This is a genomic window from Pseudomonas sp. MBLB4123, assembly GCF_051904775.1.
In the GTDB taxonomy this organism is placed as follows: Bacteria; Pseudomonadota; Gammaproteobacteria; order Pseudomonadales; family Pseudomonadaceae; genus Aquipseudomonas; species Aquipseudomonas benzenivorans_B.
Map to the genome: position 1 here is coordinate 4,060,401 of NZ_CP196711.1, position 25,303 is coordinate 4,085,703.

Annotated in this window: 31 protein-coding genes and 1 riboswitch; of the genes, 17 read left to right on the forward strand and 14 right to left on the reverse strand. The window is 68.7% G+C overall.

The window, feature by feature from the left end:
* Nucleotides 1-72: 72 nt before the first annotated feature.
* The 11 genes from ACSX1C_RS18770 to ACSX1C_RS18820 all read left to right on the forward strand — a co-directional run bounded on the left by ACSX1C_RS18770 (nucleotide 73) and on the right by ACSX1C_RS18820 (nucleotide 7,693).
* The gene (locus ACSX1C_RS18770; protein WP_439887382.1) at nucleotides 73-735 is read left to right on the forward strand and encodes a riboflavin synthase; all 663 of its coding nucleotides are present in this window, start codon (nucleotides 73-75) and stop codon (nucleotides 733-735) included.
* A 12-nt stretch (nucleotides 736-747) separates the two neighbouring features.
* Nucleotides 748-1,842, forward strand: a complete 1,095-nt coding sequence (gene ribBA, locus ACSX1C_RS18775) for a bifunctional 3,4-dihydroxy-2-butanone-4-phosphate synthase/GTP cyclohydrolase II (protein ID WP_439887383.1) — start codon at nucleotides 748-750, stop codon at nucleotides 1,840-1,842.
* Between the two features lie 51 nt (nucleotides 1,843-1,893).
* Complete coding sequence (ribH, locus tag ACSX1C_RS18780; protein ID WP_439887384.1) at nucleotides 1,894-2,370, forward strand: 6,7-dimethyl-8-ribityllumazine synthase; 477 nt, start codon at nucleotides 1,894-1,896, stop codon at nucleotides 2,368-2,370.
* On the forward strand, nucleotides 2,367-2,852 hold the full coding sequence (nusB, locus tag ACSX1C_RS18785; RefSeq protein ID WP_439887385.1) for a transcription antitermination factor NusB: 486 nt from the start codon (nucleotides 2,367-2,369) through the stop codon (nucleotides 2,850-2,852). Before ribH ends, nusB begins: the two co-directional genes overlap by 4 nt.
* A 16-nt stretch (nucleotides 2,853-2,868) precedes the next feature.
* Nucleotides 2,869-3,837 (forward strand): thiamine-phosphate kinase, encoded by a 969-nt coding sequence (gene thiL / locus ACSX1C_RS18790; protein WP_439887386.1) that lies wholly within the window; start codon nucleotides 2,869-2,871, stop codon nucleotides 3,835-3,837.
* The gene (locus ACSX1C_RS18795) at nucleotides 3,815-4,342 is read left to right on the forward strand and encodes a phosphatidylglycerophosphatase A family protein (RefSeq protein ID WP_369960423.1); all 528 of its coding nucleotides are present in this window, start codon (nucleotides 3,815-3,817) and stop codon (nucleotides 4,340-4,342) included. The genes thiL and ACSX1C_RS18795 overlap by 23 nt, the downstream gene beginning before the upstream one ends.
* 18 nt (nucleotides 4,343-4,360) lie before the next feature.
* Nucleotides 4,361-5,089, forward strand: a complete 729-nt coding sequence (locus ACSX1C_RS18800; protein WP_439887387.1) for a substrate-binding periplasmic protein — start codon at nucleotides 4,361-4,363, stop codon at nucleotides 5,087-5,089.
* A gap of 14 nt (nucleotides 5,090-5,103) precedes the next feature.
* The gene (locus ACSX1C_RS18805; protein WP_439887388.1) at nucleotides 5,104-5,754 is read left to right on the forward strand and encodes a retropepsin-like aspartic protease family protein; all 651 of its coding nucleotides are present in this window, start codon (nucleotides 5,104-5,106) and stop codon (nucleotides 5,752-5,754) included.
* 108 nt (nucleotides 5,755-5,862) lie between these two features.
* Nucleotides 5,863-6,483 (forward strand): GTP cyclohydrolase II, encoded by a 621-nt coding sequence (ribA, locus tag ACSX1C_RS18810; RefSeq protein WP_439887389.1) that lies wholly within the window; start codon nucleotides 5,863-5,865, stop codon nucleotides 6,481-6,483.
* Nucleotides 6,480-6,896 (forward strand): MFS transporter, encoded by a 417-nt coding sequence (locus tag ACSX1C_RS18815; RefSeq protein WP_439887390.1) that lies wholly within the window; start codon nucleotides 6,480-6,482, stop codon nucleotides 6,894-6,896. Before ribA ends, ACSX1C_RS18815 begins: the two co-directional genes overlap by 4 nt.
* Entirely contained in the window at nucleotides 6,896-7,693 is a 798-nt protein-coding gene (locus tag ACSX1C_RS18820; RefSeq protein WP_439887391.1) for a cobalamin-binding protein, read from the forward strand. Before ACSX1C_RS18815 ends, ACSX1C_RS18820 begins: the two co-directional genes overlap by 1 nt.
* A 56-nt stretch (nucleotides 7,694-7,749) precedes the next feature.
* Here the strand turns inward: ACSX1C_RS18820 and ACSX1C_RS18825 are convergent, their stop codons facing one another.
* The 8 genes from ACSX1C_RS18825 to ACSX1C_RS18860 all read right to left on the reverse strand — a co-directional run bounded on the left by ACSX1C_RS18825 (nucleotide 7,750) and on the right by ACSX1C_RS18860 (nucleotide 16,218).
* On the reverse strand, nucleotides 7,750-9,675 hold the full coding sequence (locus ACSX1C_RS18825; protein WP_439887392.1) for a TonB-dependent receptor family protein: 1,926 nt from the start codon (nucleotides 9,673-9,675) through the stop codon (nucleotides 7,750-7,752).
* A gap of 100 nt (nucleotides 9,676-9,775) precedes the next feature.
* Nucleotides 9,776-9,997, reverse strand: a riboswitch (cobalamin riboswitch).
* Between the two features lie 49 nt (nucleotides 9,998-10,046).
* Complete coding sequence (dxs, locus tag ACSX1C_RS18830) at nucleotides 10,047-11,942, reverse strand: 1-deoxy-D-xylulose-5-phosphate synthase (RefSeq protein ID WP_439887393.1); 1,896 nt, start codon at nucleotides 11,940-11,942, stop codon at nucleotides 10,047-10,049.
* Nucleotides 11,943-12,074: 132 nt separating this feature from the next.
* Nucleotides 12,075-12,962, reverse strand: coding sequence for a (2E,6E)-farnesyl diphosphate synthase (gene ispA, locus ACSX1C_RS18835; RefSeq protein ID WP_439887394.1), 888 nt, complete (start codon nucleotides 12,960-12,962; stop codon nucleotides 12,075-12,077).
* On the reverse strand, nucleotides 12,959-13,201 hold the full coding sequence (locus ACSX1C_RS18840; RefSeq protein ID WP_318643661.1) for an exodeoxyribonuclease VII small subunit: 243 nt from the start codon (nucleotides 13,199-13,201) through the stop codon (nucleotides 12,959-12,961). Before ACSX1C_RS18840 ends, ispA begins: the two co-directional genes overlap by 4 nt.
* 118 nt (nucleotides 13,202-13,319) lie before the next feature.
* Entirely contained in the window at nucleotides 13,320-14,090 is a 771-nt protein-coding gene (locus ACSX1C_RS18845; RefSeq protein WP_439887395.1) for a sulfite exporter TauE/SafE family protein, read from the reverse strand.
* Between the two features lie 127 nt (nucleotides 14,091-14,217).
* A complete protein-coding gene (ppa, locus tag ACSX1C_RS18850; RefSeq protein ID WP_013717208.1) occupies nucleotides 14,218-14,745 on the reverse strand; it encodes an inorganic diphosphatase in 528 nt (175 codons plus the stop codon).
* A 76-nt stretch (nucleotides 14,746-14,821) separates the two neighbouring features.
* Nucleotides 14,822-15,661, reverse strand: a complete 840-nt coding sequence (locus tag ACSX1C_RS18855; protein WP_439887396.1) for a zinc-dependent peptidase — start codon at nucleotides 15,659-15,661, stop codon at nucleotides 14,822-14,824.
* A 101-nt stretch (nucleotides 15,662-15,762) separates the two neighbouring features.
* Nucleotides 15,763-16,218: a GNAT family N-acetyltransferase gene (locus ACSX1C_RS18860; protein WP_318643658.1), complete on the reverse strand. Its 456-nt coding sequence runs from the start codon at nucleotides 16,216-16,218 to the stop codon at nucleotides 15,763-15,765.
* A 284-nt stretch (nucleotides 16,219-16,502) separates the two neighbouring features.
* Here ACSX1C_RS18860 and mpl point away from each other — a divergent pair, with 284 nt between their 5' ends.
* From mpl to ACSX1C_RS18875, 3 genes are read left to right on the forward strand one after another with little or no spacing between them, the layout of a single operon-like run.
* Nucleotides 16,503-17,855, forward strand: a complete 1,353-nt coding sequence (mpl, locus tag ACSX1C_RS18865) for a UDP-N-acetylmuramate:L-alanyl-gamma-D-glutamyl-meso-diaminopimelate ligase (protein WP_439887397.1) — start codon at nucleotides 16,503-16,505, stop codon at nucleotides 17,853-17,855.
* A 2-nt stretch (nucleotides 17,856-17,857) separates the two neighbouring features.
* Nucleotides 17,858-18,490 (forward strand): flavin prenyltransferase UbiX, encoded by a 633-nt coding sequence (gene ubiX, locus ACSX1C_RS18870; protein WP_369958666.1) that lies wholly within the window; start codon nucleotides 17,858-17,860, stop codon nucleotides 18,488-18,490.
* Between the two features lie 37 nt (nucleotides 18,491-18,527).
* Nucleotides 18,528-18,830 carry a YceK/YidQ family lipoprotein gene (locus ACSX1C_RS18875; RefSeq protein ID WP_439887398.1) on the forward strand — a complete coding sequence of 101 codons (303 nt, stop codon included), beginning with the start codon at nucleotides 18,528-18,530 and terminating at the stop codon, nucleotides 18,828-18,830.
* A 6-nt stretch (nucleotides 18,831-18,836) separates the two neighbouring features.
* Here ACSX1C_RS18875 and ACSX1C_RS18880 read toward each other — a convergent pair whose 3' ends face one another.
* The 6 genes from ACSX1C_RS18880 to ACSX1C_RS18905 all read right to left on the reverse strand — a co-directional run bounded on the left by ACSX1C_RS18880 (nucleotide 18,837) and on the right by ACSX1C_RS18905 (nucleotide 23,375).
* A complete protein-coding gene (locus tag ACSX1C_RS18880) occupies nucleotides 18,837-19,208 on the reverse strand; it encodes a thiol-disulfide oxidoreductase DCC family protein (protein WP_439887399.1) in 372 nt (123 codons plus the stop codon).
* Between the two features lie 173 nt (nucleotides 19,209-19,381).
* The gene (locus ACSX1C_RS18885) at nucleotides 19,382-19,993 is read right to left on the reverse strand and encodes a class I SAM-dependent methyltransferase (RefSeq protein WP_439887400.1); all 612 of its coding nucleotides are present in this window, start codon (nucleotides 19,991-19,993) and stop codon (nucleotides 19,382-19,384) included.
* Nucleotides 19,994-20,001: 8 nt separating this feature from the next.
* The gene (locus ACSX1C_RS18890) at nucleotides 20,002-20,361 is read right to left on the reverse strand and encodes a DUF5629 family protein (RefSeq protein ID WP_369958667.1); all 360 of its coding nucleotides are present in this window, start codon (nucleotides 20,359-20,361) and stop codon (nucleotides 20,002-20,004) included.
* Nucleotides 20,362-20,387: 26 nt separating this feature from the next.
* On the reverse strand, nucleotides 20,388-21,029 hold the full coding sequence (locus ACSX1C_RS18895; protein WP_439887401.1) for an oxidoreductase: 642 nt from the start codon (nucleotides 21,027-21,029) through the stop codon (nucleotides 20,388-20,390).
* 32 nt (nucleotides 21,030-21,061) lie between these two features.
* On the reverse strand, nucleotides 21,062-22,789 hold the full coding sequence (locus ACSX1C_RS18900) for a C13 family peptidase (RefSeq protein WP_439887402.1): 1,728 nt from the start codon (nucleotides 22,787-22,789) through the stop codon (nucleotides 21,062-21,064).
* A gap of 130 nt (nucleotides 22,790-22,919) precedes the next feature.
* Complete coding sequence (locus ACSX1C_RS18905) at nucleotides 22,920-23,375, reverse strand: MaoC family dehydratase (RefSeq protein WP_318643648.1); 456 nt, start codon at nucleotides 23,373-23,375, stop codon at nucleotides 22,920-22,922.
* 240 nt (nucleotides 23,376-23,615) lie between these two features.
* Here ACSX1C_RS18905 and ACSX1C_RS18910 point away from each other — a divergent pair, with 240 nt between their 5' ends.
* Genes ACSX1C_RS18910 through ACSX1C_RS18920 form a run of 3 tightly spaced genes read left to right on the forward strand, consistent with a single transcriptional unit; the run spans nucleotide 23,616 to nucleotide 25,289 of the window.
* Nucleotides 23,616-23,978, forward strand: coding sequence for a CidA/LrgA family protein (locus ACSX1C_RS18910; RefSeq protein WP_318643647.1), 363 nt, complete (start codon nucleotides 23,616-23,618; stop codon nucleotides 23,976-23,978).
* Nucleotides 23,975-24,688 carry an LrgB family protein gene (locus tag ACSX1C_RS18915; RefSeq protein ID WP_439887403.1) on the forward strand — a complete coding sequence of 238 codons (714 nt, stop codon included), beginning with the start codon at nucleotides 23,975-23,977 and terminating at the stop codon, nucleotides 24,686-24,688. The genes ACSX1C_RS18910 and ACSX1C_RS18915 overlap by 4 nt, the downstream gene beginning before the upstream one ends.
* Nucleotides 24,689-24,698: 10 nt before the next feature.
* Entirely contained in the window at nucleotides 24,699-25,289 is a 591-nt protein-coding gene (locus tag ACSX1C_RS18920; RefSeq protein WP_439887404.1) for an LON peptidase substrate-binding domain-containing protein, read from the forward strand.
* Nucleotides 25,290-25,303 lie beyond the last annotated feature (14 nt).

Consider the following 25,303-nt stretch of genomic DNA (forward strand, 5'->3'; position numbering starts at 1 on the left):
GACTTATCACTCGACTCCGGCGCGCGGCGTGTTCCATCCGCCTCGTGTCGTTTCCGAGTCCGCGGAGGCGCTATGTTCACCGGCATAATCGAAGCCATCGGCAGCATTCGGGCGCTGAGCCCCAAGGGCGGTGACGTGCGCGTCTACGTCGAGACCGGCAAGCTCGACCTGGGCGACGTCAAGCTGGGCGACAGCATCGCGGTCAATGGCGTCTGCCTGACCGCGGTGGAGCTACCCGGCGACGGCTTCTGGGCCGATGTCAGCCGCGAGACCCTGGCGCGCACCGCCTTCGTCGACCTCAAGCCCGGCAGCCGGGTCAACCTGGAGAAGGCCCTGACCCCCAGCAGCCGCCTGGGCGGGCACCTGGTCAGCGGCCATGTCGACGGCGTCGGCGAGGTGCTGTCGCGCGAGGACAATGCCCGCGCCGTGCAATTCAAGATTCGCGCGCCGCGCGAGCTGGCCAAGTACATCGCCCACAAGGGTTCGATCACGGTCGACGGCACCAGCCTGACGGTCAATGCCGTGAGCGGCGCCGAGTTCGAGCTGACCATAGTGCCGCACACCCTAGCCGAGACCATCATGGTCGACTACCGTCCGGGGCGACTGGTCAACCTCGAGGTGGACCTGCTGGCGCGTTACCTGGAGCGCCTGCTGCTCGGCGACAAGGCCGCCGAACCCAAGGCCGCCGGCCTGACCGAAAGCTTTCTGGCCGAACACGGCTACCTGAAGAATTAAGGAACCGCCAGCATGGCACTCAACAGCATCGAAGAACTGATCGAAGACATCCGCGCCGGCAAGATGGTCATCCTCATGGATGACGAGGACCGCGAGAACGAGGGCGACCTGATCATCGCCTCCGAGGCGGTCACCGCCGAGCACATCAACTTCATGGCCCGTTTCGCCCGCGGGTTGATCTGCATGCCGATGACCCGCGAGCGCTGCGAGCTGCTCAAGCTGCCGCTGATGGCGCCGCGCAACGGCTCCGGCTTCGGCACCAAGTTCACCGTGTCCATCGAGGCCGCCGAAGGCGTCACCACCGGCATCTCCGCCGCGGACCGGGCGCGCACCGTGCAGGCCGCGGCGGCGAAGAACGCCAAGGCCGACGACATCGTCAGCCCCGGCCACATCTTTCCGCTGATGGCCCAGCCGGGCGGCGTGCTGGCCCGGGCCGGGCATACCGAGGCGGCCTGCGACCTGGCGCGCATGGGCGGCTTCGAGCCGAGCGGGGTGATCTGCGAGATCATGAACGACGACGGCACCATGGCCCGTCGCCCGGAGCTGGAGGAGTTCGCCGCCGAGCACGGCATCAAGATCGGCACCATCGCCGACCTGATCCACTACCGGCTGATCCACGAACGCACCGTCGAGCGCATCAGCGAGCAGGAGCTGGACACCGAGTTGGGTCACTTCAATCTGGTGACCTACCGCGACGCGGTGGAGGGCGACGTGCATATGGCCCTGACCCTGGGCAGCATCAGCCCCGAGGAGCCGACCCTGGTGCGGGTGCACAACATGGACCCGCTGCGCGACCTGTTCATGGTCAAGCAGGAGGGGCGCTGGAGTCTGCGCGCGGCCATGGCCGAGGTGGCCAAGGCCGGCAGCGGCGTGGTGCTGCTGTTGGGCAACCCGCTGACCGGCCCGGATCTGTTGGCCCATCTGGAGCGTCAGCTCGGCCACGAGCACAGGGCGGCCAATCCGACCACCTACAGCACCGTCGGCGCCGGCTCGCAGATCCTCCGCGATCTGGGCGTGCGCCAGATGCGCCTGATGAGTTCGCCGATGAAGTTCAACGCAATATCCGGTTTCGACCTGGAAGTTGTAGAATACCTGCCCTCTGAATAACCCCATGGGGCGCAGGCTCGCGCCCCGGCTCTTTCCCAGACGAGATCCGCTATGACCCTGAAGACCATCGAAGGTACTTTCATCGCCCCCAAGGGCCGTTTCGCCCTGGTGGTCGGCCGCTTTAACAGCTTCGTCGTCGAAAGCCTGGTAAGCGGTGCCGTCGATGCCCTGGTGCGCCACGGTGTGAGCGAAAGCGACATCACCCTCATCCGCGCCCCGGGTGCCTTCGAGATTCCCCTGGTGGCGCAGAAGGTCGCTCAGCGCAGCGAGTTCGACGCCATCATCGCCCTTGGCGCGGTGATCCGCGGCGGTACCCCGCACTTCGAATACGTCGCCGGCGAGTGCACCAAGGGCCTGGCCCAGGTGTCCATGGAGTTCGGCGTGCCGGTGGCCTTCGGCGTGCTGACCGTGGATTCCATCGAACAGGCCATCGAGCGCTCCGGCACCAAGGCCGGCAACAAGGGCGCCGAAGCCGCCCTGTCCGCCCTGGAAATGGTCAGCCTGCTGGCGCAGTTGGAGGCCAAGTGAGCCAGCACGACAGCCAGGGCCAGAAGCCGGCGAAGAAGGGCCCCAGCGCCAAGACCCTGGCGCGCCGCGAGGCGCGCACCCTGGCCATGCAGGCGTTGTACTCCTGGCACATCGCCGGCCAGGCGCTGAACGAGATCGAAGCGCAGTTCCGTGTGGACAACGACTTCGGTGCCGTCGACGGCGCCTACTTCCACGAGATCCTGCACGGCGTGGCGCGGCAGAAGACCGAGATCGACGGGGCCTTCGCGCCGCTGCTCGACCGCCCCATGGAGGAGATCGACCCGGTCGAGCTGGCGATCCTGCGCCTGTCCACCTACGAGCTGAAGAACCGCATCGATATCCCCTATCGCGTGGTGATCAACGAAGGCATCGAGCTGGCCAAGGTGTTCGGCGCCACCGATGGACACAAGTTCGTCAATGGCGTGCTGGACAAGCTGGCGCCGCGCCTGCGCGCCGACGAAGTTCGCGCCCACAAGCGCTGATCCCGGCGCGCCTGCCTTGGGTGAGTTCGAGCTGATCCGTCACTACTTCGCCGCCGCGTCCTGTGCGCGGGGCGGCGAAGGCGTGGCCCTGGGCATCGGCGACGACTGCGCCCTGCTGGAGCTGCCGGCCGGCGAACAGCTGGCCGTGTCCACCGATACCCTGGTCGAGGCCGTGCATTTCCCCGCCTCGGCCGATCCCTACCGGCTCGGGCAGCGCGCCCTCGGCGTGTCGCTCAGCGACCTGGCCGCCATGGGCGCGACGCCCATCGGCTTCACCCTGGCCCTGACCCTGCCCCGTGCCGAGCCGGCTTGGCTCGAGGCCTTCGCCCGCGGCCTGGACCGCATGGCGCAGCAGTGCGGCGCACGCCTGATCGGCGGCGATACCACCCGCGGGCCGCTGAGCCTGACCCTGACCGTATTCGGCCGAGTGCCGGCCGGCCAGGCGCTGACCCGTGCCGGCGCACGGGTCGGCGACCTGCTCTGCGTCGGCGGTTGCCTGGGCGAAGGTGCCGGCGCCCTGGAGCTGGTGCTGGGGCGGCGGCAGGCCGTGGCGGAGGTCGCCGAAGCGCTACTGGCGCGCTACTGGTCACCGCAGCCGCAGCTGGCCTTGGGCCAGGCGTTGCTGGGCAAGGCCACGGCCGCGCTGGACATCTCCGACGGCCTGCTGGCCGACTGCGGGCACATCGCCGCGGCCTCCGGGGTGGCATTGTCGGTCGAACAGGCGCGCCTGCCGATCTCGGCAGCCCTGCTGGAGTTGCTCGGGGAGCAGGGCGCCCGCCGCTGCGCGCTCGGCGGCGGCGACGACTACCTGCTGGCCTTCACCCTGCCGCCGCCGCAGCTGGCCGGGCTGCAGGCCGCGGGCTGGCCGGTGCAGGTGGTCGGCCGGGTCGAGTCCGGCCAGGGCGTGCGGCTGCTGGACGAGCAGGGGCGCAGCATCGCCGCGCCGGCGCAGGGCTATCAGCATTTCGGAGCCGCCGGTGTCTGAGACTTCGCGAGTGCCGCCCTCGGTCTGGCGCAACCCCTGGCACTTCCTGGCCTTCGGTTTCGGCTCCGGCACCCTGCCGAAGGCGCCGGGCACCTGGGGTTCGCTGGTGGCCCTGCCGTTCATTCCGCTGTGGCAGATGCTGCCGGACTGGGGCTACTGGCTGATGCTCGGTCTGACCATGCTGTTCGGCTTCTGGCTGTGCGGCAAGGTCGCCGAGGATCTGCGCGTACATGACCACGAGGGCATCGTCTGGGACGAGATGGTCGGCATGTGGATCACCCTGTGGCTGGTGCCCGAGGGCTGGCTCTGGCTGCTGCTAGGCTTCGTCATGTTCCGCCTGTTCGATATCCTCAAGCCCTGGCCGATCCGTTGGGTCGACAGGCATGTGCACGGCGGTGTCGGCATCATGCTCGACGATGTGCTGGCCGGGGTCTTCGCCTGGCTGGCCATGCAGCTGGTGGTCTGGGGCTGGGCCAACGGTCTGGCGGCGGGACTGGGCTTCTAGCGAGACCGGAGGGCGGAGATGCGCGGCTTCTGGCTGACGATATTGATAGGGCTGTTGGCCTGGACCGGCGCTCGGGCCGAGCCGGTCGTGCCGACGCAGGTGCGCCTGGCCAGCGAGGTCTGGGAGGATGACACCGAGGCGGACGGTAGCGGCCTGGCCTGGGATATCCTGCGCCAGGTGTTCGAGCCGGCCGGCGTCGAACTGGTGATCCAGAGCGTGCCCTACACCCGCTCCATCGGCCTGGTGCAGCGCGGTCAGGCCGATGCCTGGGTCGGCTCTTACAAGGACGAGATCGATCAGGGGGTGATCTACCCGCGCTGGCACTACGATGCCGACCGGATCAGCGCGCTGGGCCTGGCCGAGCGCCCGGCGCCGACCCTGGCCAGCATCGGCGCCACGCAGCTGGTGTGGATGCGTGGCTATGCCTTGCAACGCTATCTGCCAAACTTGACGCGCTACCGGGAAGTTCAGCGTGATAGCGATATCCTGCAGATGCTGCAGTATCGACGGGCCGACTTTTTCCTCGACGCCCACGACGAGCTCGAGGTCCTGCTCGGGCGCGCCGCCGAGCCGGCGCGCTTTCGCCTGACGCCGTTGACCCATCTGCCGCTGTACCTGGGCTTCGCCGATACGTCCCGGGGGCGCGCCCTGGCTGCGCTGTTCGACAGGCGCATGGACGAGCTGGTCAGGCGTGGCAGCCTGCGGCCGGTGTTCAAGCACTGGCAACAACCCTATCCCTTCGACTAAGGAGAGCAGCGAGCGTGAAACAGGGATCGAAATGGTTTGCGGCCGGCGTGCTGCTGGCTGCCGCCGGATGCGTCTGGGCCGAGCCGCAGGTGCGGGTGGTCGGCCTGTTCCCCGGGGCGGCGGTGCTCAATGTCGACGGTCAGCGCAAGCTGGTTAAGGTCGGCCAGACCGGGCCGGGCGGCGTGCAGGTGGTCAGCGCCGACAGCCGTGGCGCGGTGCTGCGGGTCGGTGGTGTCGAGCGCAGCTATGGTCTGAGCCGCGAGTACAGCGACGGCTTCGCCGAAGCGAGCAAGCGTCAGCTGAGCATCGCCAAGGGCATAGGCGGGCACTACTGGGCCGCCGGTTCGGTAAACGGCCACCCGGTGCAGTTTCTGGTCGATACCGGCGCCACCTCGATCGCCCTCAACGGCGGTCAGGCCCGCCGCCTGGGCATCGACTACCGGGTGGAGGGCCGGCCCCTGCAGGTCAGTACGGCCAGCGGCACGGCGCGAGGCTGGAAGGTCAACCTCAAGAGCGTCAAGCTCGGTAGCCTGGAGGTGCTGGGGGTCGAGGCCGTGGTGCTGGAGGGCGACTCGCCGACCGAGGCGCTGCTCGGCATGAGCTTTCTCAGCCGGGTCGGCTGGAAGGTCGAGCAGGATGTGCTGGTACTGGAGTCCAAGCACTGAGGCGGGCCGATCCTTATCATCGGTAATTCAGGCTGACCCCCTGGCGGGGGCTGCTGTTACAATGCCGCTCTTGTCACTTTCCCGGCCTTATCTTCTTAGGAGCATCCGGTGCCTGTCGTGTTCGTCGCCGCCTCCCAACTGCCTACGCCGTTCGGCGTGTTCACCATGCATGGCTTTCTCGAGGAGGCCACCGGCAAGGAGCACGTCGCGCTGACCTTCGGCGATGTCGCCGACGGCGAGCCGGTGCTGGGGCGCCTGCATTCCGAGTGCCTGACCGGCGACGCGCTGTTCAGCCTGCGCTGCGACTGCGGCTTCCAGCTCGAGGCGGCGCTGCGTGCGATCGCCGCCGAGGGCCGCGGCGTGCTGCTCTACCTGCGTCAGGAGGGCCGTGGCATCGGCCTGCTGAACAAGATCCGCGCCTACGAGTTGCAGGACGGCGGCGCCGACACGGTCGAAGCCAACGAGCGCCTGGGCTTCGGCGCCGATCAGCGCGACTACGCGATCTGCCGGCCGATGCTCGAGCACCTGGGCATTCGCGCGCTCAAGCTGATGACCAACAACCCGCGCAAGGTCAATGCCCTGGGCGATATGGGCGTGGCCGTGGCCACCCGCGTACCGCTGCAGATCGACCACAACCCGCACAACAAGAAGTACCTGGCGACCAAGGCCGGCAAGCTCGGCCACCTGCTCGGCAACCTGCATCAGGGCGAGGTCGAGGACTCCCTGTGAACCGTGGCGAGATGCGCCGCCGCCTGGCGCTGGCCTGGTGGGTGCGGGTGGCGCTGGCCCTGACGCCCTTGTTCTGCCTCAACCTGCTGTTCGGCGCCGGTCGCCAGCCGGGCGTGCTGGCCATGCCGCTGTTCATCGCCGGGCTACTGGCGATGTTCGCCAGCCTGCCGTTGTTCGGGGCCTACAAGCGCGCCCTGGTGGCGACCGAGAAAGCCCTCGACAGCCCCCAGGAGGCGGATGCCTGGCAGGCCTTGGGCCTGTGCCGGGGCCGCGCCATGTGGGTGGCCGCACTGCCGGCCTGGATTGCCGCCGTTGCCGTCTTCGCCGGCCTGGAGGGGATACCGCTGCTGCTGCTCGGCCTGTCCAGCCTGGTACTGCTCTACCTCTACCGCATCCCCCGCCAACTCGGCTGATGCCTCGCCTGGCGCTGTTTCTGCTCGGGTTGCTGGCCTGGCCGGCACTGGCGGTCGAGCGGGTGGTCAGTCTGGCGCCTTCGCTCAGCGAAATCGTCGTGGAGCTGGATGCCGTCGACCTGCTGGTCGGGGTGCTGGACGGTGGCGAACGGCCGGCCGCGCTGCGCCACCTGCCGTCGGTGGGGCGCTATGGCCAGCTGGAGATGGAGAGCCTGATCGGTCTGCAGCCCGACCTGGTGCTGCTCTGGCCCGATAGCATCAGCCCGGCCCAGCGCCGGCAGCTGCGGGATTTCGGCATCCCCCTGCTGATCGCCGAACCGCGCGATCTGGACAATCTGGCCGAGCAGTTCGCCGAGATCGGGGAGCGCCTCGGGCGCGCCGAGCAGGGCCGCCAGCTGCGCCGGCGCTTCGGCGAGCGGCTCACCGAGCTGCACGCCCATTACCGCCGCGAGCGGCCGCTGCGGGTGTTCTACCAGATCTGGGACAAGCCGCTGTACACCATAGGCGGGCGGCAGATCATCAGCGATGCCCTGCGTCTGTGCGGTGCCGAAAACGTCTTCGCCGACCTCGCCCTGCCGGCGCCGCAGGTCAGCGTCGAGGCGGTACTGCAGCGCGACCCCGAGGTGATACTCGCCGGCTCAGGCGCCCAGCTGGATATCTGGCGCAGCTGGCCGGGGCTGGCCGCGGTGCGCCGCAACCAGCTCTATCCGGTGCCGGACAAGGGCCTGGAGCGGCCCAGTTTTCAGATGCTGGCGGCCACCGAGAAACTCTGCGCGCTGTTGGCCGAGGCTCGGTAGTGCTCTGAGTGCGCCAGGACCCGCGATCGCGGGGCCTGGCTGCCGATGCTGGGGGATTAGAAGCGGTAGCCGACGCTCAGTTGCACTTCTTCTTCCGGTGCTGGATAGAGCGCCTTATTGCCTGCAATAAAGGCATTGTGGCCGGCATGGCTGTCGTAGCGTTTGCCGGTCAGGTTGTTGACCCTCAACTTGCTGCTGAACTGTCGATAGTCGTAGCTCAAGCCGAGATTGAGCAGGGTATAACCACCTTCGCGGGGCAGGGCATGGGCGTCGTCGCTGGCGAGGTAACGTGGGCCGGTGTAGTTGGCCTCGACGTAGCCGGCCAGCCCCTTCACTAGCAGGTAGCTCAGGCTCAGGCTGGCCGTGTGCCGGGCGACCCAAGGCACGTCGTTGTCCTTGAAGTTACCCCCTCGGTAGCGTGCGTCGGTGAAGCTGTACTGGCCATTGAGGCTCAGGCGGTCGTTGAATTGGCGCCGCCCTTCGAGCAGCAGGCCGTCGCGACGGGTGTCATCCAGATTCACGTTGGCGCCCGGGCCGAAGGGGCCGGGCGCGGCACTGTCGAAGGCGATTTCGTTCTTCAGGTCGAGACGATAGAGGCTCAGCTGGTAGCGCTGCACGGCATCCTGCCATTCGATCCCGCCTTCCCATGACACCCCCGTCTGCGGCTCGAGGAAGCGAGTGCCGGGAGAGGTGAAGCCGTTGTCGTCGACGTTGGCGAAGCGCAGTACGTCCTCGCGCTTGAGAAACAGGCGGGTGTGGGTATCGGCTTGCCAGCTCAGGCCCAGGCTGGTGCTGTCCTCCCGATCGGTGTGACGCAGGCCAAGACCTTGATTGCGATCCTCCGCCTCGCTGGCGCGATAGCCCAGGGTCAGGGTCAACTCGTGGCCCAGGGGCTGGCTGAGCTGGCTGTACCAGTCGCGCAGGGTCTGGCGGAAGCGGGTGGTGCCGAAGGCGGACGCCAGTTCGTAGTCGCTGGTGATGTGGTCGTGGCCGAGCAGCCATTCGCTGCGCCCGAGCGCGCTGTCCCAGTGCGCGGTCAGGCGTGGACTCAGGGTCTCGACGCGGGTGCCCTGGGTGAAGGGGGCGGAGAGGAAGCCTACGCTGTCGCTGTCGCGGTAGCTGTAGTCGAAGTCGGCCGTCCAGGTGTCATCGAGTGCCTGGCGGGCGGCGAAGCGATTGACCTGGGTCTTGCTGTCGCTGAAGTCCCGCGGTTTGAAGCTGGTCTTGCGGTCGGCGCGGCGCTGGTTCTCGCTCAGGGCGCCGGGCAAGCGCAACTCGTCATCGATGGTTTGGTACTCGGCCAGCAGCCAGCCGCCCTCGTGGTCGTGACGTAAGCGGGCGAAGGCGTTGCTGTAGCTGGCGTGGTTGTTGTCGCGGTAGCCGTCGGCATGCCGCGCTTCGCCGTTGGCGTAGAGCGAGAAACCGCCGCCCAGTTGGCGGAAGGCATGACCACGATAGGCTTCCAGGTCATGGCTGCCGTGACTGGTCTCCACATAGGCTTCGTTCTCCAACGGGGTGCGGGTGATGATGTTGACCACCCCGCCGACGGCCTGGTCGCCGTAAAGAATGCTGCCGGCACCGCGAATGATCTCGATGCGCTCGATATTGGCCAGGGGCACGCTGTTGAGATCGGCTGCCTGCTGGCTGGGGTTGTTCAGGCGTCGGCCGTCGACCAGCACCAGGCTGTTGTTGGCCGCGTTCTCGCCGAAACCGCGCAGGCTGATGGCGACTCGGTTGCCGTCGCCGAGGGTGTCGCGGATCTGCAGGCCGGCCTGGGTGCGCAACACTTCCACCAGGCTGCTGGCGGCACTGGTTTCGATCTGCTTGCGGGTGATCACCGCCACGCTGCTAGGCGCGGGAGTGCTTAGTGGAGTGCCGCGGGTCACCACCAGCGGCGGCGCCTGATAGGGTTCGGCGGGACTTGCGGCCTGGGTCAGGCCGGGCGTCAGGGTCACGGCCAGGGCGAGGCGGGACAGTTTCATCGATCAATCCTCAAAAGTTAGAAGTCTTTCGAGGAGGGCAGGGACAAGCACGGGCGAGGAGGCGGCCGCCGGTGCTTGACGGTGATGCCCTCCGCAACACCAGTCAGATCGCGCCGAGGCAGGTCTCCGGGCTGCCGACTGGGGTCTTCCCACCTTCCCGGGCGAGCCCAGTGGTGTGTCGGGAAAACCCGTGCTCGCAGGCGAGCACCGTCGGTTACCGTTGCGGGGGCAGCGCAGGCCTTGTGGCGGTCGAACTGGCCGGCCACGCACCTGCTTCCCTTTTCACGCGGTTGTTACCGCGACCTCGGACAAACGAAGCGCCGCGCAGCATCAGCGCCGCGGCGGCTAATACAATGCAGCCTGTCGACTGCTCAGCCCTGCAGCCTGGTCAGGCGCTGGCGCACCGATTCCTCGATGCCGGCGGCGTCCAGGCCGCACTCGGCGAGCATCTGCGCCGGCTTGGCGTGTTCGACGTAGTAGTCCGGCAGGCCCAGGTGCAGCACCGGCTTGAGCAGGTTCTCCTGGGCCAGGAACTCGCTGACCGCGCTGCCGGCGCCGCCCATGATGCTGTTTTCCTCGACGGTCACCAGCAGCTCGTGTTCGGCCGCCAGCTGGCGCACCAGGGCCTCGTCCAGGGGTTTGACGAAGCGCATGTCCACCACCGTGGCGTCCAGCGCCTCGCCAACCTTCAGCGCCTCGGCCAGTTGCACGCCGAATACCAGCAGGGCGACCCGGCTGCCCTGGCGACGGACCACGCCCTTGCCGATCTCCAGGGGTTCCAGGCCCGGTTCGGTGGGGGCGTTGGGGCCGCTGCCGCGCGGGTAGCGCACCGCCGCCGGGCCCAGGTGCCGGTAGCCGGTAGTGAGCATGCGGCGCAGCTCGTTCTCGTCGCTGGGGGTCATCACCAGCATCCCGGGGATGCAGCGCAGGTAGGACAGGTCGAAGCTGCCGGCGTGGGTCGGGCCGTCCTCGCCGACCAGGCCGGCGCGGTCGATGGCGAACAGCACGTCGAGATTCTGCACCGCCACGTCGTGGATCAGCTGGTCGTAGGCGCGCTGGAGGAAGGTCGAGTAGATCGCCACCACCGGCTTGGCGCCGTCGCAGGCCATGCCGGCGGCCAGGGTCACGGCGTGCTGCTCGGCGATGGCCACATCGAAGTAGCGCTCGGGGTAGCGTTCGCTGAAGGCCACCAGGTCCGAGCCTTCCTTCATCGCCGGGGTGATGCCGACCAGGCGCCGGTCCTGCGCGGCCATGTCGCACAGCCACTGGCCGAACACGCTGGAGTACTTCGGCCCCCCGGCTTTCTTCGGCGCGGCCTTGGCGTCTATCGGTTCCAGCTTGGTGATGGCGTGGTAGCCGATCGGGTCGACCTCGGCGGGGGCGAAGCCCTTGCCCTTCTTGGTGATCACGTGGAGGAACTGCGGGCCTTCCAGGTCGCGCATGTTACGCAGGGTGGCGAGTAGGGTCGGCAGGTCGTGGCCGTCGATCGGGCCGATGTAGTTCCAGCCCAGTTCCTCGAACAGGGTGCCGGGTACCAGCATGCCCTTGGCGTGTTCCTCGGTCTTGCGGGCGATCTCCCAGGCCCCGGGCAGGCGCGACAGCACCTTCTTGCTGCCCTCGCGCATGCTCGCGTAGGTGCGGCTGGAGAGCAGCTTGGCCAGGTAGTTGGACAGGCCGCCGACGTTGCGCGAGATCGACATGTCGTTGTCGTTGAGCACCACCAGCATGTTGGCCCCCACGTCGGAGGCGTGGTTCAACGCCTCGAAGGCCATGCCGGCGGTCAGCGCGCCGTCGCCGATCACCGCCACCGACTTGCGCGTGCTGCCCTGCATGCGGGCGGCGATGGCCATACCCAGGGCGGCGCTGATGCTGGTGCTGGAGTGGCCGACGCCGAAGGTGTCGTACTCGCTCTCGCTGCGCCGCGGGAAGGCGGCGATGCCGTCCTTCTGGCGCAGGCTGTTCATCTGCTCGCGGCGCCCGGTGAGGATCTTGTGCGGATAGGCCTGGTGGCCGACGTCCCACACCAAACGGTCGTCCGGGGTGTCGAAGACGTAGTGCAGGGCGATGGTCAGCTCGATCACCCCGAGGCCGGCGCCGAAGTGCCCGCCGGTCTGGCCGACCGTGTAGAGCAGGTACTGGCGCAGCTCGTCGGCCAGGGCCTCCAGTTCGGCCTCGCCCAGGCGCCGCAGTTCGTCCGGCGTGTTCGCGCGGTCGAGCAGGGGCGTCAGCGGGCGCTCGCGGGGAATCTCATCGAAGGTCGTCGGCATCGGGCGAATCGTTATAGGCAAAAAGATGCGGCAGTTTACCCGAAAGCGATGCCAGGCTTTAAGCCATAAGTCCGTGGCGTCGGGGGAGTCGGCCCAGCCCCATGGGCGGGCGCCGGACGGCCGGCGCCTGCCTCAGTGGCGCCGTGCGACTATATAGCGGGCCAGCTCGCGCAGCGGCTCGGCGCCGCTGTCGAACGGGCGCAGGGCATGCAGGGCCTGGTCGCGCAGCTCCAGGGCGTAGGCCTTGGCCTGTTCGAGGCCGAGCAGGGCCGGGTAGGTCGGCTTGTGGTTGGCCTGGTCCTTGCCCTGGGTCTTGCCCAGGGTGGCGGTGTCGCTCTCCACGTCGAGGATGTCGTCCTGCACCTGGAACGCCAGGCCGATGGCTCGGGCGTAGGCCTGCAGGGCCAGCAGGGCACGCTCGTCGGCGCGGCCGCTGGCCAGGGCGCCGAGGTGCACGCTGGCCTCGATCAGGGCGCCGGTCTTGTGCCGGTGCATGGATTCCAGGGCCGCCTGGTCGAGGCGCTGGCCGACCGAGCCGAGGTCGATGGCCTGGCCGCCGACCATGCCCGCGGGGCCTGCGGCCTGGGCCAGGCAGGCGACCATCGCCAGGCGCAGTTCGGCGGCGTGCGGGTTGCAGCGCTCGTCGGCGAGCACCGCGAAGGCCAGGCTCTGCAGGCCGTCGCCGGCGAGGATGGCACTGGCTTCGTCGAAGGCCTTGTGGGTGGTGGGCTGGCCGCGGCGCAGGTCGTCGTCGTCCATCGCCGGCAGGTCGTCGTGGACCAGGGAGTAGGCATGGATCAGCTCCACCGCGCAGGCGGCGCCGTCGGCCTGCTGGGCCTCGCCGCCGAGGGCCTCGCAGGCGGCGTAGACCAGCAGCGGGCGCACCCGCTTGCCGCCGTTGACCACGCTGTAGCGCATGGCCTGGTAGAGCCGTTGCAGCGCTTCGCTGGGTGGCTGCAGCAGGTCGTTCAGTGCGGCATCGACGCGCCTTTGGCACTGCGCCTGGTAGTCCGCGATCATGCCGGCCGCTCCGGGTCGAAGGGCGCCTGCTCCAGTTCGCCATCGCGCTCCAGGAGCATCTGCACCTTCTGTTCGGCCTGGGTCAGGGCGGCCTGGCAGTCGCGGGTCAGGCGGATGCCCTGCTCGAAGGCGGTCAGCGAATCTTCCAGCGACAGCTCGCCGCTTTCCAGGCGTTCGACCAGGTTCTGCAGGTCGGTGAGGGACTGCTCGAAGTCGAGCGCGGCTTTCTTGCGGGCCATGGCGGACGGTCTCTGGCGGGGGCTCTGGCAGGGTGTGTAACCGCCGCGACACTAGCAGAGCGGCGGCCTGCGGGCAAACCGGCCGGTCCTGTCTGGCCGCGCGAAGCCCCGGCGCCGCTCAGCCGGCGAAGTAGGTGGCCCAGAAGTAATAGGCCGTCATGCCGCCGCCCACGGCGATCACCAGGCTGCGCAGCAGGGCCGGCGGCAGGCGCTGGCCGAGGGCGCCGCCGGCATAGCCGCCGAGGGTGGCGCCGCTCAGCAGGATCGCCAGCTCTGCCCAGCTGACCCGCCCGGCGACCACGAAGGTCACCGTGGCGATGCTGTAGATCACCGCCGAGATCAGGTTCTTCAGGGCGTTGGCCCGGGCCAGGGGGTGGCCCTCGATGGCGAATGCCGCCAGCTGCAGGATGCCCATGCCGGCGCCGAAGTAGCCGCCGTAGATCGACACGCCGACATGGGCGCCGAGCGACAGCGGGCCGTGCGGCGGCTGTGCGGCGGGCGGGCGGCGGGCGGCCAGGGCGCGGCTGAGCCAGGGGCTGGCGGCGAACAGCGCGGTGGCCGCCAGTAGCAGCCAGGGGATCAGGTTACGGAAGATCTCGTCGCCGCCGGCCAGCAGCAGCAGGCCGCCGCCCAGGCCGCCAAGCAGGCCGGCCAGTAGCAGCGGCAGCAGGTAACGCCCCAGTGGGCGCAGGCTGCCGCGGGCGGCCCAGGCCGCGGCCAGGCTGGCCGGCCACAGCGCCACGGCATTGGTGGCGTTGGCGGTGACCGGCGGCAGGCCGGCGGCGAGCAGGGCCGGGAAGGAGAAGAAGGTGCCGCCCCCGGCCAGGGCATTCATGCCGCCGGCGGCGAAACCGGCGAGGATCAGCAGCAGGATATCGCTCGGGCTCATGGGGCTGTCCGTGGCAAAAGAGTGGAGCTTACCCAGCCCGGTGCCGTCGGCCAAGCGGGCTCGGCTCGCGTGAATCGCAGGCATAAAAAAGCCGGCTTGTGGCCGGCTTTTAGGGGGTGGGCAGGGCTTATTTTTGGTAAGCCGCGACCGCCTTGTTGATCAGGCCGCGGGCCTCTTCGGCGCCGCCCCAGCCTTCGACCTTGACCCACTTGCCCTTCTCCAGATCCTTGTAGTTCTCGAAGAAGTGCTTGATCTGCTCGATCAGCAGGGCCGGCAGGTCGGTGTATTCCTGAACGTCCTTGTACAGCACGGTCAGCTTGTCGTGGGGCACGGCGACCAGCTTGGCGTCGCCGCCGGCTTCGTCGCTCATGTGCAGCACGCCCACCGGGCGGGCACGGATCACCGAGCCCGGCGCCACCGGGTAGGGGGTGACCACCAGCACGTCGAGCGGGTCGCCGTCGTCGGCCAGGGTGTGCGGGATGAAGCCGTAGTTGGCCGGGTAGAACATCGGGGTGGCCATGAAGCGGTCGACCATCAGGCAATCGGTGTCGTGGTCGATTTCGTATTTGATCGGCGCGTGGTTGGCCGGGATCTCGATGGCGACGTAGATGTCGTTCGGCAGGTCCTTGCCTGCTGGAATCTTGCTGTAGCTCATGGGGCGACTCCCGGGGGTGGCCAAAAAAGTGGCGCGATTATAGGCACATTCCCCGGCGCTTGCTACGCCGAGATGCCTAGCCATTGGTCGCGGTCGGCCTCTCTTTGGCGCTGCTCCGGTAGTCCGGGTGAGTGCCTTGCAGGTGGCGCAGGCGCGCCAGTGGGTCCTGGCGGTAGAAGTGCGCGAGCTGGGCGTAGACGGCGGGAAAGGATTCGCTGAGCAGGTCCGGGGCGCTGAAGAAGTATTCGCTGGTCACCGCGAAGAATTCCGCCGGGTCTTCGGCGGCATAGGGGTCGATGGCGGTCTCGGCATCGGGATCGGCGTCCAGCTGGGCGTTGAGGCGGTCGTAGGCGTCCTGCATGGCGCCGGCCCAGTCGGCCACGCGCATGTCGGCGTGCAGCGGTGGCAGGCCGTTGGCGTCGCCGCCGAGCATGTCCAGCTTGTGCGCCAACTCGTGGATCACCAGGTTGTAGGCGTCCCAGTCGCCGCTGCTCTGCACCCCCGGCCAGGCGAGGATCACCGGGCCCTGCTGCCAGGCCTCGCCGCTGTGTTCGGCGTCCCACTCGTGGACCACGCCGCTGGCGTCGCGATGGCGCTGGGGACTGACGAAGTCGTCGGGGTAGAGGACGACCTCGTGGAAGCCGCCGTACCAGTCCAGTTCGTCCAGGTGCAGCAGCGGCAGCACGGCCTGGGCGGCCAGGCTCAGGCGATCGAGGCTGTCCAGTTCGACGCCGGGCAGGGCGGTGAGGCGCTTGCCATGCAGGAACAGCACGGCGCGCTCGCACAGGCGCTGGAGTTCGGCTGCGCCGAGACCGTCGAGAATCGGCAGGCGTTGCAGCACGGAAGCCCAGATGGCGGGCTCGACCGGATGGCGGGCAAGGATGCGCCGGCGGCGCCAGGCGCGAAAGGACCACATGGAGAGTCGGCTCGGGTTGGCTGATGGCCTACCTTAAGCGGCGCCCGGCCGGGCGGCAAGCCGGCAGCGGCCACGCCTGCGTCGGGCTAGCGCCTGGGGGCTCAGTCGCCGTTGACCGGCAGCACGTAGTTCTTGAACTGGGTGTCTTCGCGAAAACCGATGGACTCGTAGAGCGCCTGCGCCACGGCATTGTCGCTGCTGGTGGACACGCGCATGCGCACCGCGTTGGTGTCCTTGGCCATCTTCTTGGCGGTCTGCAGCAGGCGGTCGGCGACCAGCTGGCGGCGGGCGTCCTCGGCGACATAGATGTCGTTGAGAATCCACACGCGCTTGAGCGACAGCGAGGAATAGCTCGGGTACAGCTGGCAGAAGCCGAGCAAACGGTCGTCATCGTCGGCCAGGGCCAGGTAGATCACCGACTCCTGGCGGCGCAGGCGGGTCTCCAGGAACTTGCGCGAGGAGTCGGGATAGGGCAGCTCGCCATAGAACTCGCGGTACTTGACGAACAGCGGGGTCAGCAGGTCCAGGTGCTCCAGGGTGGCAGTGACGATGCGCATTGGCGGCCTCGACTTCAAGGGCGTGGGCGGATACAGGCAATGCAGGTGCGATGCCGGCGGACGTGGCGATGCTGCCTAAGGGGATTGGAAAGCGCAATCCAAGCGAGCGTTTGATCGATTATCCGAAGGTCTGCTCATAAGCGCACCGGGTAGCGGGATTTGCGACTTTTATCGCGCGGCGTCGGTCTTATCCGCGCGGCCGGGCGAGGGCCGCACAACGGCCGCTGTGCTAACCTGCGGCGAGTTTCCACCGGGCCCGCTCGGGCCTGCTTCAGGGGTTATTCATGCATATCCATATTCTCGGCATCTGCGGCACCTTCATGGGGTCGCTGGCCGTCCTGGCCAAGGAGCTGGGCCATCGGGTCACAGGTTCCGACGCCAATGTCTACCCGCCCATGAGTACTCAGCTTCAGGCCCAGGGCATCGAGTTGACCCAGGGCTACGACCCGGCACAACTCGACCCGGCACCGGATCTGGTGGTGATCGGCAACGCCCTGTCGCGCGGCAACCCGGCGGTGGAGCAGGTCCTCAACCAGGGCCTGCCCTATGCCAGCGGGCCGCAGTGGCTGGCCGACCATGTGCTGCAGGGACGCTGGGTGCTGGCGGCGGCCGGCACCCATGGCAAGACCACCTGCAGCAGCATGCTCGCCTGGGTGCTGGAGCACGCCGGCATGAGTCCGGGCTTTTTGATCGGCGGGGTGCCGCAGAATTTCGGGGTGTCCGCGCGCCTCGGCGGTACGCCGTTCTTCGTGGTCGAGGCGGACGAGTACGACAGCGCCTTCTTCGACAAGCGCAGCAAATTCGTCCACTACCGCCCGCGCACCGCCATCCTGAATAACCTGGAGTTTGACCACGCGGACATCTTCCCGGACCTGGCGGCCATCGAGCGGCAGTTCCACCATCTGGTGCGGACCATCCCCGGCGACGGCCTGATCATCCATCCCCGGGACGACGAAGCGCTGCAGCGGGTGATCGGCATGGGCTGCTGGACCAGGGTCGAAACCACGGGCGAGGGCGGTCAATGGCAGGCGCGCCTGCTCAGCGAAGACGGTTCGCGCTTCGAAGTGCGGTTCGACGGCCAGGCGGTCGGGACGGTCGACTGGCCGCTGACCGGCCGGCACAACGTCGCCAATGCCCTGGCGGTGCTGGCGGCGGCGCGCCATGTCGGCGTAGTGCCGGCGCTGGGTTGCGCGGCCCTGTGCCTGTTCGTCAACGCCAAGCGGCGCATGGAGAAGGTCGCCGAGGTCAGGGGCGTGACGGTCTACGACGACTTCGCCCATCACCCGACGGCCATCGCCACCACCCTCGACGGCCTGCGCAAGCGCATCGGCGACGCCCGGCTGATCGCGGTGATCGAGCCGCGCTCCAACTCGATGAAGCTCGGCGCCCACCGCGACGGCCTGCCGGCCTCGGTGACCCAGGCCGATTCGGTGTACTGGTACGCGCCGGCCAACCTCGGCTGGGACCTGGCGGCGACCGTGGCTGCGAGCACGGTGCCGACCCGGGTCTGCGACTCGCTGGAGGCGATCATCGAAGGGGTCAAGGCCGAGGCCGCGCCCGGCACCCAGGTGGTGATCATGAGCAACGGCGGCTTCGGCGGCCTGCACGGCAAGCTGGCCCAGGCCCTGGAGGACTGAACATGTCCGGTCCCGAACGCGTCACCCTGGCCATGACCGGCGCCTCCGGCGCCCAGTACGGCCTGCGCCTGCTCGACTGCCTGGTGCAGGAGGAGCGCGAGGTGCATTTCCTGATCTCCAAGGCCGCGCAGCTGGTCATGGCCACCGAAACCGACGTGACCCTGCCGGCCAAGCCTCAGGCCATGCAGGCCTTCCTGAGCGAATACACCGGCGCCGCGCCGGGGCAGATCCGCGTCTACGGCAAGGAGGACTGGATGGCCCCGGTGGCCTCCGGCTCCGGCGCGCCGACCGCCATGGTGGTGGTGCCCTGTTCCACCGGCACCCTGTCGGCCATCGCCACCGGCGCCTGCAACAACCTGATCGAGCGTGCCGCCGACGTGGTGCTGAAGGAACGTCGCCAGCTGATCCTGGTGCCACGGGAGACGCCGCTGTCGAGCATCCACCTGGAGAACATGCTCAGGCTGTCCAACCTGGGGGCGGTGATACTGCCGGCGGCGCCGGGCTTCTACCACCAGCCGCAGACGCTCGACGACCTGATCGACTTCGTCGTCGCGCGCATCCTCAACTGTCTGGACATCCCCCAGGACATGCTGCCGCGCTGGGGCGAGCACCATCAGGTCAGTGGCGATGACTGAAGGGGAGCGGCCGGGCGGCAGCCGTCGGCTTACGCCCGTGGCTCGTCCGTCCCGCTGCCGCTTGGCGGGTCTGCTGCTGCTCGTCCTGCTGGGCAGCGGCTGCGCCAGCGTGCGCACCCTGGATGCGGCCAAGCCCGGCGCCCCGGTGATCTATGCCGGCACCCGCCTGGACTGGTATGCGATCGAGGGTGGCTGCTGCCCGCTGGAGCGCTTCGGCGCCGAGGCGCCCGCGTATCCGGCGCTCGACCTGCCGGCCAGTGCCGTGCTGGATACCCTGCTGTTGCCCTTCGCCCTGGCGGTCGAGCTGGGCGTGAGCCTGGGTGTCAGCGGCGGACTCTAGCCGCGATCACCAGTGCTTCAGCCAGCGATTCCAGCGGTACAGTCCGCGGGCGAACAGGTTGTAGCCCCAGCGCGCCAGCGGCTGCAGGCCGGGCAGGCGCAGCAGCCGGCCCAGCCAGCGCTGGCCGCGGGTGTGCTGGAAGAGTTCGGCGAAGGCGTCCACGCCGATCGCGATATGCCCGCTTTCATCCTTCAGATACAGGCGCTCGCGCACCTGCTCCAGGTCGCTGTCCAGTTCCGCCACCGAGTCGGGGCGCTGGTGCACGTCGATCCATTCCACCGGGCAGCTGGCGCCTGCCTGCATGCGCCGCCGCTGGCCCTCGATGCCGGCTTTGCACACCGGGCAGGCACTGTTGTAGAAGACCTTGATCTTGCTCATGGCGCCATCACCTGAGTCGGGGCCGCCGCGGCGGGGTGGGTGTAACTCGCCGATGCAGCGTCTGGCCACGGGCTCGGCGCGGACGGGTTCGCGGTTCAGGGTGGCCGTCTCTGCGCAGGCCAGCCCATCGTCGACCCGCCGGCTGGCGAGGTCAAGCGGCGCGGCCCGGATGCCTAGTCGGCCCAGCCGGAATAGACGTAGGTCATCGGCCTGGGGCCTTTCAGGTAGCGGGCTTCCAGCGTGCCGAGACGAAAGCCGCCGGCGCTGATCAACGCCGGGATGTCGCGATCGAGGTGGCAGCCGCCGGCCAGGGGCTTCCAGTAGGGCGTGAGGCGGTTCTGCCAGCGCGCCACGGCGGCATCCGGGGCCAGGCCGTGTTCGCAGAACAGCAGGCGGCCGCCGGGTTTCAGCACCCGGCGCATCTCCAGCAGCGCTGCCCGCGCATCGGGGATGGTGCACAGGGTGAAGGTGCAGACGATGTCGTCGAAGCTGGCGTCGGCGGCCTGGATCTGCCCCAGTTCCAGGGCGATCATCTCGACCGGGATGCTGATCCGCGCGGCACGCCCCCGGGCCAGCTTCTGCATGGCGGCGCTGGGGTCGACGCCGACGATGGCGCTGACCCTGGCGGCATCGTAGAGCGCCAGGTTGAGGCCGCTGCCGATGCCGATCTCCAGCACCCGCCCCCGGGCCAGGGGCACGACCTGCGCGCGGGCCTGCATCACCTCGCCCAGGCCGCAGGCCAGGTCGATCAGCCGTGGCAGCAGGTAGCGGTCATACAGTTGCATCGCGAGGATCAGGCGTCGTCATCGTCAGGGGCCTGCGCCTCATCCTCATCGTTGTCGCCGCTGACCGCCGCGAAGCACTTGATCAGGTGGCGCTCGTCGCCCTCGGTCAGGTTCCAGCCGTCGCGTTCGGGGTCGAAACCGGCCGCCATCACCGCGGCCAGGGAAAACTGCCAGTGGCGGCGGGTGCGGCCGTCGAGGCCCTCGGCCTTGAGCAGGGGTTTCTGTTGGCTGCCGGCGTCGGCCGAGCCGGCGCTGACCTGGGCCAGCAGTTCCTTGTCCAGGCTGAACTGCCAGGCATACAGGCCGTCGACTTCGAGCATGTCGGCGTCCTGCAGGGCATCGATCAGGCTGTTGTGGGGGGTACTCATAGGGGGCTCGCCTTCAGCATTGGGGGTCAGCGACCGAGGCGGCGCAGGCGGTCGGACTCGATCACGCGTACGCCGCGGTCTTCTTCCAGGGCCAGGCGCCAGAGTGCGCGGGCCAGGGCGGTGGCCTCGATGCCGCCGTATTTGCCCGGTAGCCAGCGCAGCAGCGGTGCAGCCAGGCGCTCGCCCAGGCGGAACTCGCGACGTGGACCGAACAGCAGGGACGGTCGCGCCAGGGTCAGTTGTGGCCAGTCCTGAGCCTTCAGGGCCGCTTCCATTTCACCCTTGATGCGGTTGTAGAACACCGAGGATTGCGGGTTTGCGCCCAGGGCGCTGACCACCAGCAGGTGGCGGGCGCCGAGCTCGCGGGCGCGTTGGGCGAAGGCCACGACCAGGTCGAGGTCGATGGTGCGAAAGGCTTCCTGGGAGCCGGCTTGCTTGATGGTGCTGCCCAGGCAGCAGAAGGCGGTGTCGACCGGCCCGCTCAGCTGCGGCAGTAGCTCGAGCAACTCGCCGACCGGGTTTTCCAGATGCGGGTGTTCGGCCAGCGGCCGCCGGCTCGGCGCCAGGACGCGCTCGACCGTGGGCTCGCTGAGCAGGCGATCCAGCAGGTGCTCGCCGGTCAGTCCGGTGGCGCCGGCGAGGAGGATGCGCTGGGGCGTCAAATACATAGATGTCGAATCTCCGCTGGTTATCGCTCAGCTTAGTGGCTGCTCGTCGATTTGTCGGTGGGGGCGGCGCTCAGGGCCTGGGTGGCCTGCTGCCGGCGCCACTCACGCCAGTGCGCGAGGACGGCCTGCGGCGCCCAGATCTGCGGTTCGGACGGTTCGAAGCCGTCGGCCGCCTCGCGCTCGGCGACCCGCGCCTTGGCCAGTTCGAAGGCGCGCTGCAGGTCATCGGTCTGTTGCAGGGCCTCGGCGAACAGCGCTCGGCCGAAATAGGTGAAGTCGTTCTCTTCCGAGCAGCCGAAGGACACCCGGTCGGCGCGGGCGGCGGCCATCACCAGGGTCTTGTCGTCCTGCAGCTTGGGGATGAAGCCGCCGGCATAGCAGGCCGAGATCACCAGCACCTTGTGCCGTTCACGCAGCGGTTGCAGCAGCGTGGCCAGTTCGTCGGCGGCCAGGTCGGCCAGTTGCAGGCGCGGCTGGTCGAGGTTCAGCTCATGCTGGGGCGAGCCGTGGCTGGTCAGGTAGAGGAATACCAGGTCTTCCGGCCCGCTGCGCTCGGCCAGGGCCTGCACCGCGCGGCGCAGGCTCTCGCGGGTGGCCAGCGGACGGTCGGCGAGGTGATCGCGATGGTTGACCAGGGTCAGGCTGCCGCGGGCGGCGAAGCGTTCGCCGAGCAGGCGGGCGACATAATCGGCTTCGCGCTGGAACACGCTCTGCTTGCCGTCGCCGGCCAGGGTCAGGGCATAGAGTTCGATCCGCGGGGTGGACGGCGGAACCGCGGCGATGGCCTCGGCGAGCAGGCGGCCCTGCTCCAGCAGGCCGAGTTCCAGCGGGTCGGGCAGCAGCTGCCCCTGTTCGTCGCGCACCCGCCGGCCGCGCTGCCAGGTGCCGCCTTGCTGGCCGCCGTCGGCCAGGGTCAGGGTGCCGTCGCCGGCATACTCGCCCAGGGCGAACTGGCCGTCGTAGTGACTGCCGTCCGCCAGGCGCAGGCGGCCCTGGCCGTGGTAGCGCCAGTCGCGGAAGCGGCCCTGGTAGTGGGTGCCGTCGCTACCCTGGTACTGGCCGGCGCCGCTCAGCGCGCCCTCGACGAAGCGTCCGCTCCAGGCGTCGCCGGCGGCACTCTGGTAACGGCCCTTGCCGTGGAACTGGCTGTCGCGGAAGCCGCCGCTGTAGCGATCGCCGTCGGCGCCTTCGAAGCTGCCCTGGCCGTGCAGTTGGCCGCGGACGAACTCGCCACTGAAGCTGCTGCCGTAGGCATCGCGGCGCACGCCCTGGCCATGGGGCCGGCCGCGACGGAACTGGCCCTGGTAGCTACTGCCGTCGGCCCATTCGAGGTGCCCCGCACCGTCGAACAGGCCGCGCTTGAACTCGCCGCGGTAAACCTGTCCGGCCTGCTCGAGGGTGCCTTCGCCGGAGAAGCGGCCCTCGCGGAAACCGCCCTGGTAGCGGCTGTCGTCGCCCTGGCGCAGGCTGCCCTGGCCGTGAAAGACGCCGAAGCGGAAGTCGCCGAGGTAGTGTTCGCCCTGGGCCCCTCGCCACTCGCCGGCGCCGTGCAGCTGACCATCCTTGAAGGCGCCGGCGAACCAGCTGCCGTCGCGGTAGTCGAGGCGGCCGGGGCCCTGCAGCAGACCGTCGACCACCTCGCCACGGTAGCGGCTGCCATCGGGCAGTACGGCATCAGGCGGCAGCAAGGACTCCGCGTCGCCGCAGGCGGCGAGGAGCAGGGCGAGGCCGAGTGGGGCCAGGTGGGTGAGGCGGCGCATCACGAGCATCCCGTTCTAAGCACTGTCGGCAGTATGCCGCAAAGTACGGTGCGCGCGGTGCCCTGGTGCACAGCTTGGCAGTCCGCCGGGGTGTCCGGGGCTCGGCCCGAACGCCCCGGCGCGAGGCCGCTCAGACGAAGCAGAGGGTCAGCGGCTCGGCGATATAGGCCGGTTTCTCCTGGCCCTCGATCTCCAGCACGACGCGGGCCTTGAGTAGCCACTGGCCGGGATTCTTCTCATGGGCGTCGACCAGGGTCACCGCCAGGCGCACCTTGGCCCCGACCTTGACCGGCTGGATGAAACGCACGCTGTCGAGGCCGTAGTTGACGGCCATCTTCAGCCCTTCGGGCATGATCATCAGGCCTTCCATCAGCTTGGGGATCAGCGACAGGGAGAGAAAGCCATGGGCGATGGTGCCGCCGAAGGGGGTCAGCTTGGCCCTCTCCGGGTCGACGTGGATGAACTGGTGGTCGCCGGTGCATTCGGCGAATTGGTTGATGCGCTGCTGGTCGATGGTCAACCAGTCGGAGCGTCCGAGCTCCTTGCCTACATGATCTTTGAGCTGTGCGACGGGTACTGACGACATACTTCCTCCTTGATGGGACAGGCGCGTTGTTCTGGCGAATCGAAACGCACGTACCAAGATCATCACGACACGGATGCCGGGTCAAGCATGCCGCGCGGCTGAATGCCGGGGTATAGCCGACGGCATGCCGTCCCTATAATGGCCGCGGTTCGCCCGGGCGCCGCTGGCGTCTGGCCCTGTGCATTGCGGTTTCGGCTGCGTCACTGCGGTGCTCGTCGATTCCCGGTTTGGAGATTGCCCATGTTGTTACGCGGCCTGTCCTGGCTGGTGCTGTGCCAGTTGCTCGGTACCGCCCTGAATGTCCTGCTGCTGCCGATGCTGCCGGGGCCGATCATCGGCATGCTGTTGTTGTTCGGTTTCCTGCTGCTGCGTGGCGAGGTCGGCGAACCGGTGCGGCTGGCCGCCGGCAGCCTGCTCAAATACCTGCCGTTGCTGCTGGTGCCGCCGGCCGTGGGGGTGATGGCCTATGCCGAGGCGATAGTCGCCGATTTCTGGGCGGTGGTCGGCGCCCTGGTGCTGTCGGTGGTGCTGTCGTTGCTGTTCGCCGGCTGGTTGATGCAGAAGCTGATCGCGCGCCAGCAGCGCCGTCGGGAGGGGGCATGAGCTTGGACTGGTACGGCGCCTGGCAGGCGGTGACCCACCATCCGCTGTTCGGCGCCGGGGTGACCCTGGGGGCCTATCAGCTGGGAGTGGCGGTTTACGAGAAGACCCGCTGGGTCTTCCTGCAGCCGGTGCTGGTGTCGATGCTGATCGTCATCGCCGTGCTCCTGCTGTGTGGTCTGAGCTTCGCCGAGTACCGGGCCAGCGCCGAGGCGGTGAGTCTGTTTCTCGGTCCGGCCACCGTGGCCCTGGCGGTGCCGCTGTATCTCAACCTGCGGCGTATTCGCCAGCTGTTCTGGCCGACCGTGCTGACCCTGCTGGTCGCCGGCGTGCTGGCGACGCTGCTCGGGGTCGGCCTGGCCTGGCTGTTCGGTGCCGAGCGGATCATCCTGATGAGCATGGCGCCGAAGTCGGTGACCTCGCCGATCGCCATGCTGGTGGCCAGCCAGATCGGCGGCATCGCCGCCCTGGCGGCGGTGTTCGTGATGATCACCGGGGTGATCGGGGCCATCGTCGGCCCTGCGTTGCTGCGCCTGTGCGGCGTCAGCCATCCTGCGGCGCAGGGCATGGCGCTGGGCATGACCGCCCATGCCGTGGGCACGGCGCAGGCGATGCAGCTGAGCGAGGAGTGCGGCGCCTTCGCCGCGCTGGCCATGAGCCTGATGGGCATGCTGACGGCGGTGTTGTTACCCTTGGTAGTAGCGCTGGTCTGAGGAGGGCACCATGACTCTACCCCTGTTTCCGTTGAATACCGTGTTGTTCCCCGGTTGCCTGCTCGACTTGCAGATCTTCGAGGCGCGCTACCTGGACATGATCAGCCGTTGCATGAAGCGGGGCGAGGGCTTCGGCGTGGTCTGCATCGTCGAAGGCGGGGAGGTCGGCGAGGCCGCCAGCCGGTTCGCCGCGATCGGTTGCGAGGCGTTGATCCGCGACTTCCAGCAGCGGCCCAATGGTCTGTTGGGCATCCGGGTGGAGGGCGGTCGGCGCTTCCGGGTGCAGCGTGCCCAGGTGTTGCCGGACCAGCTGACCCTGGCGGAGGTCGATTGGTTGGAGGACGACCCGCAGCGGCCCCTGCTGGCCGAACATGCCGATCTGGCGGCGCTGCTCGGCGCCCTGGCCGAGCACCCCTTGGTCGAGGGGCTCGGCATGGGGGGGGCGGTCGGCGACCAGGCGGCCCTGGCCAACCAGCTGGCCTACCTGCTACCGCTGGCCGCCGAGCAGAAGCTGCAGGTGCTCGCCCTCGACGAACCCCGGGCGCGCCTGCAGCTGCTGCAGGCGGCACTCGCCCAGCTGCAAGGCGAACTGGGCGCCTGAGCGCCGGTCTGGCC

Excerpts from the sequence above, each read along its gene's own strand:
- ACSX1C_RS18895 (WP_439887401.1), bottom strand. The coding sequence starts at position 21,029 with ATGTATTTGACGCCCCAGCGCATCCTCCTCGCCGGCGCCACCGGACTG.
- dxs (WP_439887393.1), bottom strand. The coding sequence starts at position 11,942 with ATGCCGACGACCTTCGATGAGATTCCCCGCGAGCGCCCGCTGACGCCC.
- ppa (WP_013717208.1), bottom strand. The coding sequence starts at position 14,745 with ATGAGCTACAGCAAGATTCCAGCAGGCAAGGACCTGCCGAACGACATC.
- ubiX (WP_369958666.1), top strand. The coding sequence starts at position 17,858 with ATGTCCGGTCCCGAACGCGTCACCCTGGCCATGACCGGCGCCTCCGGC.
- ACSX1C_RS18820 (WP_439887391.1), top strand. The coding sequence starts at position 6,896 with ATGCCTCGCCTGGCGCTGTTTCTGCTCGGGTTGCTGGCCTGGCCGGCA.
- ACSX1C_RS18855 (WP_439887396.1), bottom strand. The coding sequence starts at position 15,661 with ATGTGGTCCTTTCGCGCCTGGCGCCGCCGGCGCATCCTTGCCCGCCAT.
- ribBA (WP_439887383.1), top strand. The coding sequence starts at position 748 with ATGGCACTCAACAGCATCGAAGAACTGATCGAAGACATCCGCGCCGGC.
- ACSX1C_RS18890 (WP_369958667.1), bottom strand. The coding sequence starts at position 20,361 with ATGAGTACCCCCCACAACAGCCTGATCGATGCCCTGCAGGACGCCGAC.
- ACSX1C_RS18840 (WP_318643661.1), bottom strand. The coding sequence starts at position 13,201 with ATGGCCCGCAAGAAAGCCGCGCTCGACTTCGAGCAGTCCCTCACCGAC.
- ACSX1C_RS18860 (WP_318643658.1), bottom strand. The coding sequence starts at position 16,218 with ATGCGCATCGTCACTGCCACCCTGGAGCACCTGGACCTGCTGACCCCG.
- ribH (WP_439887384.1), top strand. The coding sequence starts at position 1,894 with ATGACCCTGAAGACCATCGAAGGTACTTTCATCGCCCCCAAGGGCCGT.
- ACSX1C_RS18825 (WP_439887392.1), bottom strand. The coding sequence starts at position 9,675 with ATGAAACTGTCCCGCCTCGCCCTGGCCGTGACCCTGACGCCCGGCCTG.
- ACSX1C_RS18910 (WP_318643647.1), top strand. The coding sequence starts at position 23,616 with ATGTTGTTACGCGGCCTGTCCTGGCTGGTGCTGTGCCAGTTGCTCGGT.
- ACSX1C_RS18770 (WP_439887382.1), top strand. The coding sequence starts at position 73 with ATGTTCACCGGCATAATCGAAGCCATCGGCAGCATTCGGGCGCTGAGC.
- ACSX1C_RS18915 (WP_439887403.1), top strand. The coding sequence starts at position 23,975 with ATGAGCTTGGACTGGTACGGCGCCTGGCAGGCGGTGACCCACCATCCG.
- ACSX1C_RS18880 (WP_439887399.1), bottom strand. The coding sequence starts at position 19,208 with ATGAGCAAGATCAAGGTCTTCTACAACAGTGCCTGCCCGGTGTGCAAA.
- ispA (WP_439887394.1), bottom strand. The coding sequence starts at position 12,962 with ATGATCGCGGACTACCAGGCGCAGTGCCAAAGGCGCGTCGATGCCGCA.
- ACSX1C_RS18905 (WP_318643648.1), bottom strand. The coding sequence starts at position 23,375 with ATGTCGTCAGTACCCGTCGCACAGCTCAAAGATCATGTAGGCAAGGAG.
- mpl (WP_439887397.1), top strand. The coding sequence starts at position 16,503 with ATGCATATCCATATTCTCGGCATCTGCGGCACCTTCATGGGGTCGCTG.
- ACSX1C_RS18920 (WP_439887404.1), top strand. The coding sequence starts at position 24,699 with ATGACTCTACCCCTGTTTCCGTTGAATACCGTGTTGTTCCCCGGTTGC.
- ACSX1C_RS18800 (WP_439887387.1), top strand. The coding sequence starts at position 4,361 with ATGCGCGGCTTCTGGCTGACGATATTGATAGGGCTGTTGGCCTGGACC.
- ACSX1C_RS18885 (WP_439887400.1), bottom strand. The coding sequence starts at position 19,993 with ATGCAACTGTATGACCGCTACCTGCTGCCACGGCTGATCGACCTGGCC.
- ACSX1C_RS18845 (WP_439887395.1), bottom strand. The coding sequence starts at position 14,090 with ATGAGCCCGAGCGATATCCTGCTGCTGATCCTCGCCGGTTTCGCCGCC.
- ACSX1C_RS18900 (WP_439887402.1), bottom strand. The coding sequence starts at position 22,789 with ATGCGCCGCCTCACCCACCTGGCCCCACTCGGCCTCGCCCTGCTCCTC.